Below are 13484 nucleotides of genomic sequence, written 5' to 3' on the forward strand. Positions count from 1 at the left end.
GTTTGGTGCCCGTCAAACTGCTATCCGGAGACCTTTTTATGACCCGTCATGCACACTTTATCGTCGGTTGCTGTGCAGCTCTTGGCTTGTCGCTGATTATTGCGCTCGGCGCATCGGTGCCTGCTCACGCATGGGCTGAGAAATGCCGCAACAATGTGGATGCCCAGATTGATGAGGAGTACCGCATCTATTTTTACACGTCAGGCAATGAGCTGGATGAGGAGGCCGTGAAGCGCATTGATCGGGCAAGCTCGATCGGCAAAGCGCGGGACGTCAAGCAGATTTGCATTGTCGGCCAGGCCAGCAAGGAGGGTGACGCCAGGCGTAACTCTGCCCTCGCGTTGGGGCGGGCAGAGGCTGTGGCGGAGGCTTTTGTGGCGCGCGGCTGGCAACGCGACCAGATCGTGGTTCGCTCCAAGGGGGAAAGCTGGGGTTTCCTGTCGGACTGGCTGACCAGCGACAGTTCTGCGGACCGCCGGGTGGACATCACTTATTCATATTAAGTGGGTGCTGGTTGAGCGTGCCGCTGGCACATGCGCTCCGGTGCCGTTAAAGTCGCGCCCGAAACCATCCGATGACATGCGGGGCCATACTGCGCCTCGCTCTAAAGAGGGAACATCGCCATGCGCGTATTTGAAAACATCGAAGAAATGTCCAAGGAAGTCGGCAAGGAAATTGGCGTCAGCGACTGGGTGGAGATTGACCAGGACCGCATTAACCTGTTTGCGGATGCGACCGGCGACCACCAGTGGATCCACATTGACGGCGAGCGCACGCAAAAGGAACTGGGGATGCCAACCATTGCCCACGGTTACCTGACGCTGTCGCTGCTGCCGATGCTGCAGGGCAGTGTATCCGGCATCAAGAGCGTGACGCGCGGCATCAACTACGGCAGCAACAAAGTGCGGTTCACCGGCATGGTGCCGGTCAACAGCAAGGTGCGTGCCCGCGTTAAACTGCTCAACATGGAACCCAAGTCAGGCGGCGTGCAGATGACCAACGAAGTGACCATGGAAGTGGAAGGCTCGGACCGGCCCGCCATGGTGGCTGAAACCCTGTCGCTGGTTTTTGAATAGGCCGCGAAGAACCGTTCGCAAAAATGTGACCGGCGGATACATTTGATGTATCCGCCGGTCTTATTATATCCAACGCTGAACAACCTTTCACTGCCGGGAGAATAAGCATGGCTGACGCAACGCGCGCCCTTTGGACCACCAGCAGCACGCGCACGAAAGTGCGAAAATCGGATGCTGAATGGCAGGCGCAGCTTACTCCCGAACAGTTTCATGTCACCCGCAAGGCAGGCACGGAGCGCGCGTTCACCGGCCCCAACTGGGACCAGAAAGCGTCCGGCACCTATGCGTGCGTGTGCTGCAAGCAGCCGTTGTTTGATGCGGCCACCAAATATGACAGCGGCACCGGATGGCCGAGTTTTTATGCACCCGTTGCCGAAGATGTCGTTGAGTATCACGCGGATAAATCATTGTTCTCCACACGGACGGAAGTTGTGTGTTCAAACTGTGATGCGCATCTGGGGCATGTGTTTCCCGACGGGCCACAGCCCACGGGTTTTCGCTATTGCATGAATGGCATGGCGATGGAGTTTACCCCGGATGGCTCATCGACCTCCGATGACTGAGGCCGCACCGCCCGTCGCTGCACGCAAACCCCATACAGATACGCATCACGGGCGCACGCGCACCGATGACTATGCGTGGCTGCGCGCTGACAACTGGCAGCAGGTGATGCGCGAGCCTGAGACGCTCGATGCTGACATTCGCAGCTATCTTGAAGCCGAGAATGCTTATACGCAGGCACAGCTTGGGCCAACCAAGGCTCTGCAGGACACATTGTTTGGCGAAATCAAGGGCCGCATCAAGGAAGATGACAGCTCGGTGCCTGCCCCTGACGGGCCTTACAGCTATTATTCACGCTGGGATACGGGCGCGGAATATCCGCTGTTCTGCCGTCGCGCGCGGGGCAGTGGCGGGGAAAAAGAAACCATCATTCTGGATGGACCGCAGCTTGCGGCTGGCGAAAGCTATATGCGCATTGCCGACGCCACGCATTCGCGTGACCACCGGCTGCTGGCCTATTCAACGGATACGGCGGGGTCGGAGTATTTCTCGGTCTTTGTCAAAGACCTTGAGAGCGGCGAAGTGTTGCCGGATGTCATTTCCGATACCTCCGGCGGAATTGTGTGGGCAGCCGACAACGCCACGCTTTTTTACACGCTGCTGGATGCAAATCACCGCCCCCACAAAGTCATGCGCCACGCGCTTGGCACGGCGGTGAGTGACGACGTGTGCGTGTACGAAGAAACTGATCCGGGATTCTTTGTCGGCGTCGGCCAGACCCAGAGCGGGCGGCTGATTGTCATCGACAGCCACGATCACCAGACGTCTGAAATACGGTTTGTGCGTGCGGATGACCCGACAGCAGCCCCCGTGCTGGTGGCCCCGCGCGACGACGGCCACGAATACGATGTTGAAGACTGGAACGACCGGCTGATTATCCGTACCAACGCGGCCAATGCGGAAGACTTCAAGCTGGTGGAAGTACCTATCGCAACACCAGGCCGAGAGCACTGGCGCGATATGGTGCCACATGCGCCGGGCACACTGGTGCTTGATCACATCGCCTTCAAGAACCATCTGGTGCGCCTTGAGCGGCACGGCGGGCTACCACGCGCGATCATCCGAGACATGCGGACAGGCGATGAACACGCCATTGCGTTTGACGAGGATGCGTATTCGCTGGGGCTGTCGCCAGGGTATGAATACGACACAACCAAACTGCGTTTCAGCTATTCGTCAATGACAACACCGACGGAACAGTATGACTACGACATGGCAACGCGAGAGCGAGTGCTGCTGAAACGTCAGGAGGTGCCCAGTGGTCATGATGTGTCGCACTACGTGACCAAACGGCTGATGGCGACAGCGCCCGATGGTGCACAGGTGCCGGTGTCAATCCTGCATCATCGTGACACGCCGCTCGATGGCTCGGCACCGTGCCTGCTGTATGGCTATGGAGCTTATGGGATCAGCATTCCGGCGAGTTTTTCCGTGGCGCGGCTGTCGCTGGTGGATCGCGGGTTTGTCTATGCCATTGCCCATGTGCGCGGCGGCAAGGACAAGGGCTATCAGTGGTACAAGCAGGGCAAGCTCAAGGACAAAACAAATACGTTCACGGACTTTATTGCAGCGGCCGAACATCTGATCGCGACCGGGGTTACATCAAAGGGCAACGTAGTGGCGCAGGGTGGCAGTGCTGGCGGCATGTTGATGGGCGCGGTTGCCAATATGCGGCCGGATCTGTTTGCCGGCATCGTGGCGGAAGTGCCGTTCGTCGATGTGCTGGCCACGATGCTGGACGACACGCTGCCGCTGACGCCGCCCGAGTGGAACGAATGGGGCAACCCGATTGCCGATGCGGACGCCTATGACTGGATCGCCGCCTACTCGCCCTACGACAATGTAACCGCGCAGGATTACCCGGCGCTGTTTGCGTTGGGCGGGCTGGCGGACCCGCGGGTTACCTATTGGGAACCCGCAAAGTGGGTGGCCAGACTGCGGGCGCTCAAGACCGACGATAATCTGCTGATGCTCAAGACCAACATGGAAGCAGGCCACGGCGGCAAGTCAGGCCGCTTTGAGGGGCTGCATGAGGTGGCGGAAGTGTATGCATTTTGTTTGATGGCGGTGGGGAAGGCCTGAGCGTCGCGAGGTTGCGCAGATATTGGAGAGACCCTCCGGTCAAGCCGGAGGGGCAGCGGAAACACAGTATAAATACCGCCCCCCCGACTTGACCGAAAATATAAATACCGACCTCCCTCCGGCTTGACCGGAGGGTCTCACCCCGCGCGCCGAGTCTTAAGCCCCGGTCGATGGCTGGATGACAATTTCCAGCCGCCCGGCATTCGCGCCTTCCACCGTCACCACCTGCCCATCGTCCCCAAACACGGCCTTGCCCGACGACAGGCTGATGTCGCACCCTGACGCATAGTGCAGACGTGGCACATAAATCTCGGTAGGTGCGGCGTCAGCCTCTACCGTGATTTCAGCCTTGAACTTGCGCGACGCCAACTCAAAGCCATGCTTCACCAGCATGCCCTGCGCACGGCGAATGTAAGGTCGGCAGAAGCCTTTAACCGCGCGGCCGCCTGAATCCTTGCTATGCGGATTGTTCTGCTGGTCACGGGAAAAAATCGACAGATCTTCCTGGTTCCACCCGTCGCCGATGGCCTGATCGTTACTGTTGGATGCTGTGTAGTTCCAGTGCGCCGTTGAAAGCAGCAATGCATCCATGGCGTTGTACATGAGGTCCAGTGCCGTCACGTGCATCTGCCACGGGGCGTCCGAGTGGTCGCCGCCCGCCCACGCCTTGTAGGCGGCAGCGTCATCAAGGTCATAGGGAATGCCGAACTCGCCGATGAGCGTGGGGGCACCGCTACCGCCGTTCAGTGTGCGCGCCGCATCCTTGATGGCGGCAAGCTGCTCAACATACTGAGCCTCAATGGCTGCGGCACCTTCAATGACGCGGCCGTTAAACGGGTTGATTGCGGTTGGGTACATGAAGTTCTTGGTCACCAGCGTGACAATGTCATACCAGTGGCTGGCGTTCACGGTGTTGTCGGGCGTGCCCGCGGGAAAGCCCTCGTCGGTCAGGTCGCGGAACGGGTCCAGTTCGGCAAATACCATCCAGTCCGGCTTTACCTCGCGGATGCTGCGCGCCACGCGGTTGAAGAACGGCACCATATAATCCGTCTCCAGATCAATCGGCCTGCCATTCTTGTGGGTGAAATACGTCTCGTTGACGTCTTCGGCCTCGCCGTTGGCGTTGAGGCGATACGCCCCGCCCTGCTCGAACGGACACGACACGCCGTCGCGCCACAGCGAAACGCGCGTTTCATTGGCGCGCTCCTCGCCGGTGACCGCCATTTTCATGGTTGAGGCGTCAAAACTCAAAACCGGCACCGTGCGCGGGATGCCACGGGCGACCAGCAATCCGTCAAGCGGTGACCAGGCGGGACCGGGCGTCACGCGTTGCGGGTGCTCGGCTGACTTTGAGGTATGCTGATAGCTCGTCTCGTGGCCGATCCAGCCGGAGCCCGGCTCGTTCAGGGTATCGAAGCCCAGCACATGGGGCATGTCCTTGACGCGCACGGCGATCTGCTTCATCGCACCCATATAGTGTGTTTGCAGAAACTCCTGCGCGTTGACGCCATCCACCATCAGGTCGGGGGCAAAGTCAGCACCGGCGAAAAACAGCGTCCACATGATGGCGTTGCCGGGGCGGCGGTAGTTCTGCGCCCAGGTCATTGTCGGGTAAGTGTCTTCCTGCCGCCCGCCGCCGCGCTCAAAGTCATAGCAAAGCTGCATGACCTTCGCGGCACCGGCCTCATGAAATGTCGTGAAGTCGAGGCCTACTTTTTCAAACGTCCAGCCCGGCGCGCCGTCACCGCCGGACATGCGCGACCAGACATCCTGATGGAAATCGATAAACACATAGAGGCCGTGCTCACCCGCGCGGCGGCAGACCTCTGCAATGTAATCCAGATAGGCCGCGTCATACTGGCCGGGGCCTTTGTGCTCACACGCTTCCCAGGTGGTGAGCAGGCGCAGGCAGTTGAAGCCCCAGTGCTTGAGGCGGCCCAGATGTTCGTCGGCTTCGTCAATGGGGAACGGGCGGCCGATAAAGCTGACGTTAGCGTGATCTGAAAAATCCGTGGGAATGTGGGTGCCGCCGTCAGGGTAAGGCAGCTTGCAGTCGCCGCCCAGATTGACGCCGCGCAAAATGACGTGGCGGCCTTCAGCATCTACAAACCGGTCGCCGTCAATGCGCAGTTTTGATAGTGACATTTTTCTTTTCTCCCCGATGTGCCCGCACACGCCCGACACTGCTTGCTGCTTTGGTCTTGTGTTCGCTCAAGACTATGCCAGAAAAATCCGTTGTGGCAGGGTGCTGGCATGACAAAAGAACCTGATCTCGCCCCCCTCCCGCCGCAGCCCACAGGCGTTGCATGGCCCACTGACGCCTGGCCAACGGCCACCGCCACAAGCGCCGACCATGTGGCGCTGGGCGACCTGCTGGACCATGCGTTTTCAGACCCCGATGGCGATGGCAAGGGGCCGGATGATCTGGGGCCGACCCATGCCTTCGTGGCCATTCAGGGCGGCAAACTGGTGTCTGAGGCCTATGCAGACGGCTATGGCCCGGCACAAACCTACCCGTCGTGGTCGATGGCCAAGAGCATTTTGCAGGCGCTGATCGGCATTGCAGTGCGCGAGGGCAAAATGTCGATTTTTGATCGTGTCGGCGCGCCTGAATGGGCCGCGGATGATCCACGCGCCGAACTGACCATCGACCAGTTGTTGCGCATGGCCAGCGGGCTTGCGTTTGACGAAGACTATGTGGACGGCGACATCTCCGACACCATCGCCATGCTGTTTGGCGGCGGCAAGGGGGATGTTGCGGGCTATGCCGCCAACAAGCCACTGCTGCACCCGATTGATACGGTGTTCAATTATTCAAGTGGCACATCCAACATTCTGGCGCGCGCACTGGCGGTGGCGCTGGGCGATGGGCAGGCCGTGTCTGCGGGCGACTTTGAAGCCTTCATGACGCGCACGCTGTTTGACCCGATCGGTATTCGCGGTGCGATCCCCAAGTTTGATGCGACGGGCACGTGGATCGGCTCATCCTATTGCTTCATGACCGCGCGGGACTTTGCGAAATTCGGCCTCCTGTACATGCGCGGCGGGCTGTGGGACGGCACGCAGATTTTGCCAAATGGCTGGGTGGACTATGCCCGCAGCCAAAGCAAAGTGCCGACGGGGGCTGACGAGTTTCAGGGCTATGGGGCGCATTGGTGGCTGGAAATTGCCGGACCGAATACGTTTTCGTGCAACGGCTATGGCGGCCAGTACATTGTTCTGGTGCCACAAAAAGACCTGATCCTGGTGCGCCACGGCGATAGCCATGATGTGCAGGGCGACGGCGTCAAGCGCTGGATCAGGCAGGTGGCGGAGGCGTTTGGCGACGCCTGAAATGCCCCGGATATCTCACGCTTTGGTAAGCATAAACGGACTTTGAAAGCAGTTCATAGGCGCTGTACCCAACTTGCTCTTGCCCCGCGCCCGCTCCTATTCAAGAATGCCTGCCAGACAACACTTAAACTGCGCGGCGTCCGGTAAACCGGGTGAAAGACGCAGCTCTTGCCTTTTGGGGGGACGCACGTGGGCGACGTTATCAGGCTTCCGCTTGACCGGATTACGGATCGTGACCGGACACGGCTTTTTCAGGCGGCTGCGGCTTCGCCTCTTGATGTGGATCTTGTCACCAACGATGACGGCAGCCCGTGCGTGCTGGCCTATCGCTGCGGCTGGACGCATCCCAGTTTCCGCATCGAGAAATCTGACGGGCTGTGGCAGGCGTTTGATCTTGAACATGGCGGCACACAGCCGGTTTTTCAGTCCCGGCTGGCCAGCGACCTGATTGACGCTCTTTCCACTCCCGTCCCGCTCGAAAACAGGCCCACCGCATCATGAACGCTCCCCTGATCAGCGACCCCGCAACCGCGGCCAAAAAAGCCGGCATGTGCCCCACCCGCCTCGACCGGATTGCACCGTTCTTTCAAACCTATGTGGACCGCAAGAAGCTGGCGGGGCTTTCCACGCTGGTGTGGCGCAAGGGCGAACTGGCACATTTCTCCGTACAGGGACAAATGGATGTGGAGCGCGGCAAGGCGCTGACGCACGACACGATCTTCCGCATCTATTCAATGTCAAAGCCCATCACGTCCGTTGCGGTGATGATGCTGTTTGAGGAAGGCCGCTTCCAGCTTGAGCACGAGATTGGCCGCTACATCCCCGAGCTTGGCGACCTGCGCGTGTATGCAGGCGGCCCGGCACGCGGCATGGCCACGCGGGCCGCGCACCGGCAGGTGACCATCCGTGATCTGTTGACCCATATGGCGGGCTTTACCTATGGCTTCATGGAAGTTCACCCGGTGGACGAAGCCTACCGCTATTTCAAGATTGGCGGCGTGGACCTGACAACCTCCAACCTTGAAGAGTTCTGCAGACTGCTGGGCCGTATGCCGCTGCTGCATGACCCGGGCGAGGCGTGGAGCTATTCGGTGTCAACGGATGTGCTGGGGCGGCTGGTTGAGGTTGTCTCCGGCATGTCGCTGTATGACTTTTTCCGTACACGCATCTTTGAACCGCTGGGCATGACTGATACGGCGTTTCAGGTGTCGTCTGAGCAGATGCCGCGCTTTGCGGCCAACTACCAGCGGGACCCAAAGTCGAAATCGTTCACGCTGGCGGACGACCCGGAAACCGGACGCTATGCAAAACCGCCGGTGTTCACGTCCGGCGGTGGCGGGCTTGTGTCCACGCAGTCTGACTACCTGAAGTTCTGCCGGATGCTGCTTGCGGGTGGCACGGCACCTGATGGCACGCGGCTGCTGTCACGCCCGACACTGGCGCTGATGACACAAAACCACCTGCCGGACGGGCGCGACCTTGAAGGCTTTGCGCAGGGTGCATTTTCTGAAACCACCAACGCAGGCATCGGCTTTGGCCTTGGCTTTGCGGTCACGGTGGACGAAGCCAAGTCGCAGATTACCGGCCCCAACGGCACGTACTACTGGGGCGGCGCGGCGAGCACCATTTTCTGGATCGACCCCACCGAAGACCTGATTGCCATTTTGATGACCCAGCTCATGCCGTCAGGGGCTTATCCGCTGCGGCGGCAGTTCCAGCAACTGGTGTACGCCGCGATCGACGACTAGATTTTCCTCCCCCCCTTTGCCTCTCCGCGACTTGATCGCGGGGTCCAGGGTAACCAAGCAGCACATTTGCGTGCGGCTCTGGGCCCCGCGATCAAGTCGCGGGGAGGCATGTGGTGTGTGGGGGCGTTCAACCGCATGGCTGACATGAGTGGCCTTCTTTGGGGCATCGGGCGTAGAACATAAGTTCCCTTCCCTGCTCGGCCTTACTCATGCCGCTTTGGATCATCTTTACGCTGCTTGCTGCGTTCGCGCAGAACGTGCGCTCTGCCTTGCAGCGCAGGCTTGCGGCTGACCTGACGGCAACGGGCGCATCCTATGTGCGTTTCTTGTACGGGCTGCCGTTTGCGGCGCTCTATCTGGCGGCGCTCATCTACTTCACAGGCGAAGCGCTGCCGCAGATAAACGCACAGTTTGTGCTGGCCGTGCTGGTCGGCGGTGCGGCGCAGGTGGTGGCGGCGGTCCTCCTTGTACGGATGTTTGCGCTGCGGGTATTTACGGTGGGCACGACCTATTCAAAAACCGAGACTGTGCAAACGGCCCTGATTGGCTTTTTGGTGCTGGGCGAGGTTGTGGGGCCTTATGCCTTCGCGGGCATTCTGGTGAGCTTTATCGGCGTCATTGCGTTGTCGGTGGCACGAACGGCGATCACACCGCGCAGTATCGTTGCGTCCCTTGGATCGCCCGTGGCGTTGATGGGGCTTGGGTGCGGGGCGGGTTTTGCGGTTGCCTCGGTGTGCTACCGGGCAGCGTCGCTGTCGCTTGACGATACGGGCTTTGCCGTCTCAGCCGCCATGACGCTGACCTGCGTGCTGGTATGGCAGACACTCATCATGACCGTTTGGCTGGGTGTGCGTGACCGCGCTTCCCTGAAGCAAAGCTATGTGCGGTGGCGGCCTGCGGTGGTGGTTGGTATTGCCAGCGTCATTGGATCTATCGGCTGGTTCACGGCTTTTGCGCTGGAGAACGCGGCCTATGTAAAGGCGCTGGGGCAGATTGAGTTGGTTTTTGCGCTGGCGACCTCGACGCTGATTTTCAAAGAAAAAACCAATCGCGGGGAACTGCTGGGCATCGGGCTCGTGGTGGCGGGGCTTGTGCTGATTGTTTTGTGAGCAGGTTTTTTGAATATCCGTATCCCCGGACTTGATCCGGGGCCTACTCGCACCTCCACAGCCAACAGCGCAGGCGAGTGGACCCCGGATCAAGTCCGGGGTTGGGCCAATATGAAAAGCCCCGGACGCTTTTGCATCCGGGGCTTTTATGGATGAGTTTCGCTGCTTACTCGGCAGCCTGCGCGGCGCCACCGGACAGATAGCCGTTGAGGCGGCTTTTGATGATGGTTTCGGCTTCAGCAACAATGCGCTTCACCAGTTCATCCACCGTCGGGATGTCGTGGATCAGGCCCTGGATCATGCCCGCAGACCAGATACCGTGATCCGGGTCGCCTTCGGAATACACCAGCTTGCCGCGCTGGCCGGACACCAGATGCTGGATTTCCTCAAACTTGGCACCGGCGCGTTCTTTCTCCAGCACTTCCTGGGAGATCGCGTTCTTGGCGACGCGCGCGGTGTTGTGCAGGGTACGGAAAATCAGGTCGGTGCCGCGTTCGTCCGTATCCACCATTTTCTGTTTCACGTTGTCGTGGATGTCGGCTTCCTTGGTGGCACAAAAGCGCGTGCCCATATTGATGCCTTCGGCACCCAGCGCCAGCGCTGCCACAAGGCCGCGTCCATCGCCAAAGCCGCCCGACGCAATCATCGGGATTTTTACTTTATCAGCCGCAGCGGGAATGAGAATCAGGCCGGGAATATCGTCTTCGCCGGGGTGACCTGCACATTCAAAACCATCAATGGAAATGGCATCCACGCCCATGCGTTCCGCTGACAGGGCGTGACGCACCGCTGTGCATTTGTGAATGACCTTGATGCCGTGTTCCTTGAAGTGGTCCACGTGCTCCTGCGGCTTGTAGCCTGCGGTCTCAACAATTTTCACGCCGCTATCAATGATCGCCTGACGGTACTCCGCATAGGGAGGAGGTTTGATGGCCGGCAGAATTGTGAGGTTCACGCCAAACGGCTTGTCGGTCATTGCCTTGCAGCGTTCAATTTCCTTGGCCAGATCATCTGGCGTTGGCTGCGTCAGCGCAGTGATGAAGCCAAGGCCGCCGGCATTGGCAACGGCTGCCACGAGCGGCGCCTTGCCCACCCACTGCATACCGCCCTGAACGATGGGATGTTCAACGCCGAACATCTCCGTAAAACGTGTCTTAATCATGGGTCACTCCCGTGTCGTGGCATTGAGGCGGGTGTGTCCCCCGCTTTGATGTTTTCGACGCCTGTTTTAGCACACTGTTTGGGGATGATTGCACCCTTGCCGGTGTTGCGACATTGTCAGGCTTCTGAGCGGCGCCGTGCCTGCGAAATGACGCAGGGCCTGCCTCAGATTTTGGGAGCGCAAGACAATGATGACCACGCTGAAAGCTGTGTATGCGGCCGGGCTGATGAGTTTGGTAAGCATGGTTTTGCCCGTAATGGCGCAAGAAGTTGCACAACGGGGTGACGCGGTGCCGGGGCTGCCTGCGCCCGCGTTCTCAACCATTGAGGCCAACGGCATATCGTTCGCCTATGTTGAACTTGGCAAGGGGCCGCTTGTGCTCTTGCTGCATGGCTACCCGGCCACGGCGCGGAGCTGGTGGCCTGTGCAGCAAAGGCTTGCCGCTGCGGGCTATCGTACCGTTGCCCCCAACATGCGTGGCTACCCGCCAACATCACTTGCGCCCGATGGCGACTATACGGTTGGCACTCTTGGGGCTGATGCGCTGGCGCTTGTGGACGCGCTTGGCGAAACCAGCGCTGTGATTGTCGGGCAGGACTGGGGCGCAACAGCCGCCATGTCAGCCGCTGCGACAGCACCCAACAACGTGACGGGGCTCGTGTCGCTTGTGATCCCCCATCCGATGGCAACCGAGTTCAGCCTCAGTCTTTTGCTCAACGCGCCGCACTTTCTTTACTACCAGTTGCCGTGGGCAAGCTGGATGGTGGCGCGCAATGACTTTGCCCATATCGATGGCATTTATGATGCGTGGTCCCCCACCTTTGCGGCTTCAGACCGAGACCTGACGGACATCAAGAAAACCATGGCGATGGAAGGCGGCGTTGATGGGCCGCTTGGCTATTACTGGTCCATAGGCGCAGACCCGACGCCGGGCACGATGGCTGCAACCGACGACACCCGATTTGCAATGCCCAGCCTGGTGATTGCAGGTGCGGATGATGGCGCGCTCGACACCGCATTGTTTGCCGAAGGGCGCGATGGATTTGTCGGGCCGTTCACCTACGTAGAGCTCGCAAATGTCGGTCATTTTCCGCAGATTGAAGCACCCGAGGCCGTGGCTGAGGCACTTTTGGACTTTCTGGCAACGCTCAAGAGCCAAGCCCCGCCGGTTGAATGACGCCGTTTCACAGCTGCTTTTGGCGGCGCGCGGCTGGACATTTGGGCTGTGCGCGCCAAATATCCCTACGAAATGTAACGCAAACGCCTTGGAGACTTTTTCATGAGCATTCCCGCCCATATCCGCGACCATCTGCGGATGCCTGTCATCGGCTCGCCCCTGTTTATTGTGTCCGGCCCCGAGCTTGTGATTGCCCAGTGCAAGGCGGGCATCATCGGCTCGTTTCCCGCGCTCAATGCGCGGCCCGAACACGTGCTGGAAGAATGGATCATCCGTATCAAGACGGAACTTGCTGAGTATCAGGCCGCCAACCCGGACAAGAAGGTAGCGCCGTTTGCGGTCAACCAGATTTGCCACGCCTCTAATGATCGGTTGCAGCACGACATGGACATGTGTGTGAAGCACGAAGTGCCGATCATCATCACGTCGCTGCGTCCGCCTGCGTTTGTTGTGGAAGCGGCACACTCCTATGGCGGCGTTGTCTATCACGACGTCATCAATGTGAAGCACGCCAAAAAGGCTGCCGACGAAGGGGTGGATGGTCTCATTCTTGTGTGCGCCGGTGCCGGCGGACACGCGGGTGCGCTGTCACCTTTTGCGCTGGTGCGTGAAGTGAAGGAGTGGTTTGACGGCACGGTGATTTTGTCGGGGGCAATTTCAGACGGCTCATCCATTGCCGGTGCGCTCGCCATGGGCGCGGACTTTGCCTATATCGGCACGCGCTTCATTGCGACGGAAGAAGCCAACGCCGACCCCGGCTACAAGCAGATGCTGATGGACAGCGCTGCCGAAGACATTGTGTATTCCAACCTGTTTACCGGCGTTCACGGCAACTATCTGGCCCCGTCCGTTGTGGGTGCGGGTCTTGATCCGCATAATCTTCCGGAAGCGGACAAATCCAAAATGAACTTCGGCTCCGGTGGCAACACCAAGCAAAAAGCCTGGAAAGACATCTGGGGCTCCGGTCAGGGCATCGGCAGCATTGACGACGCGCCGTCGGTTGCCGTTCTGGTGGACAGGCTTGAAGCGCAGTACCGCGAGGCACTTGCTGACCTCAGCGGGCGGACGCTGCTGGGTGAGGCCATTGAGGAGACGGGTGCAAAAGCGTCTGCTGCGGAGTAAAGATACGCAATAGTAGTCCGACGACAATCCGGCCATGCGGCAGATCTGCATGGCCGGTTTTTGTCTGCGCCGTGCATTAGTCCCGCAGTGCAATATATTCTCCCTACAGCGCGG

The 13484-nt window shown here is 59.6% G+C and carries 12 protein-coding genes; 10 read left to right on the forward strand and 2 right to left on the reverse strand.

What is annotated here, in order from left to right:
- The first annotated feature begins 38 nt into the window (after positions 1-38).
- The 4 genes from RIB87_RS09700 to RIB87_RS09715 all read left to right on the forward strand — a co-directional run bounded on the left by RIB87_RS09700 (position 39) and on the right by RIB87_RS09715 (position 3719).
- Positions 39-503: an OmpA family protein gene (locus RIB87_RS09700; RefSeq protein ID WP_350146006.1), complete on the forward strand. Its 465-nt coding sequence runs from the start codon at positions 39-41 to the stop codon at positions 501-503.
- A gap of 120 nt (positions 504-623) precedes the next feature.
- Complete coding sequence (locus tag RIB87_RS09705; protein WP_350146008.1) at positions 624-1076, forward strand: MaoC family dehydratase; 453 nt, start codon at positions 624-626, stop codon at positions 1074-1076.
- Between the two features lie 107 nt (positions 1077-1183).
- On the forward strand, positions 1184-1639 hold the full coding sequence (msrB, locus tag RIB87_RS09710) for a peptide-methionine (R)-S-oxide reductase MsrB (RefSeq protein ID WP_350146010.1): 456 nt from the start codon (positions 1184-1186) through the stop codon (positions 1637-1639).
- Positions 1614-3719, forward strand: coding sequence for a S9 family peptidase (locus RIB87_RS09715; protein WP_350146012.1), 2106 nt, complete (start codon positions 1614-1616; stop codon positions 3717-3719). The genes msrB and RIB87_RS09715 overlap by 26 nt, the downstream gene beginning before the upstream one ends.
- Positions 3720-3875: 156 nt before the next feature.
- On the opposite strand, the gene RIB87_RS09720 is transcribed toward RIB87_RS09715, so the two are convergent.
- Positions 3876-5864 carry a glycoside hydrolase family 5 protein gene (locus tag RIB87_RS09720; protein WP_350146014.1) on the reverse strand — a complete coding sequence of 663 codons (1989 nt, stop codon included), beginning with the start codon at positions 5862-5864 and terminating at the stop codon, positions 3876-3878.
- Positions 5865-5972: 108 nt separating this feature from the next.
- Here RIB87_RS09720 and RIB87_RS09725 point away from each other — a divergent pair, with 108 nt between their 5' ends.
- The 4 genes from RIB87_RS09725 to RIB87_RS09740 all read left to right on the forward strand — a co-directional run bounded on the left by RIB87_RS09725 (position 5973) and on the right by RIB87_RS09740 (position 9909).
- On the forward strand, positions 5973-7052 hold the full coding sequence (locus RIB87_RS09725; RefSeq protein WP_350146016.1) for a serine hydrolase domain-containing protein: 1080 nt from the start codon (positions 5973-5975) through the stop codon (positions 7050-7052).
- A gap of 189 nt (positions 7053-7241) precedes the next feature.
- Positions 7242-7553, forward strand: coding sequence for a hypothetical protein (locus tag RIB87_RS09730; RefSeq protein ID WP_350146018.1), 312 nt, complete (start codon positions 7242-7244; stop codon positions 7551-7553).
- Positions 7550-8800 carry a serine hydrolase domain-containing protein gene (locus RIB87_RS09735; RefSeq protein WP_350146020.1) on the forward strand — a complete coding sequence of 417 codons (1251 nt, stop codon included), beginning with the start codon at positions 7550-7552 and terminating at the stop codon, positions 8798-8800. Before RIB87_RS09730 ends, RIB87_RS09735 begins: the two co-directional genes overlap by 4 nt.
- A gap of 209 nt (positions 8801-9009) precedes the next feature.
- Positions 9010-9909, forward strand: coding sequence for an EamA family transporter (locus RIB87_RS09740; protein WP_350146022.1), 900 nt, complete (start codon positions 9010-9012; stop codon positions 9907-9909).
- A 166-nt stretch (positions 9910-10075) separates the two neighbouring features.
- Here the strand turns inward: RIB87_RS09740 and RIB87_RS09745 are convergent, their stop codons facing one another.
- A complete protein-coding gene (locus RIB87_RS09745; protein ID WP_350146024.1) occupies positions 10076-11071 on the reverse strand; it encodes an NAD(P)H-dependent flavin oxidoreductase in 996 nt (331 codons plus the stop codon).
- 187 nt (positions 11072-11258) lie between these two features.
- Between RIB87_RS09745 and RIB87_RS09750 the strand changes: the two genes are divergently transcribed.
- Both RIB87_RS09750 and RIB87_RS09755 read left to right on the forward strand, forming a co-directional pair.
- Positions 11259-12248 (forward strand): alpha/beta fold hydrolase, encoded by a 990-nt coding sequence (locus RIB87_RS09750; protein WP_350146026.1) that lies wholly within the window; start codon positions 11259-11261, stop codon positions 12246-12248.
- Between the two features lie 102 nt (positions 12249-12350).
- Positions 12351-13370, forward strand: a complete 1020-nt coding sequence (locus tag RIB87_RS09755) for an NAD(P)H-dependent flavin oxidoreductase (protein ID WP_350146028.1) — start codon at positions 12351-12353, stop codon at positions 13368-13370.
- Positions 13371-13484 lie beyond the last annotated feature (114 nt).

Source organism: Pyruvatibacter sp. (assembly GCF_040219635.1).
Taxonomy (GTDB): Bacteria; Pseudomonadota; Alphaproteobacteria; order CGMCC-115125; family CGMCC-115125; genus Pyruvatibacter.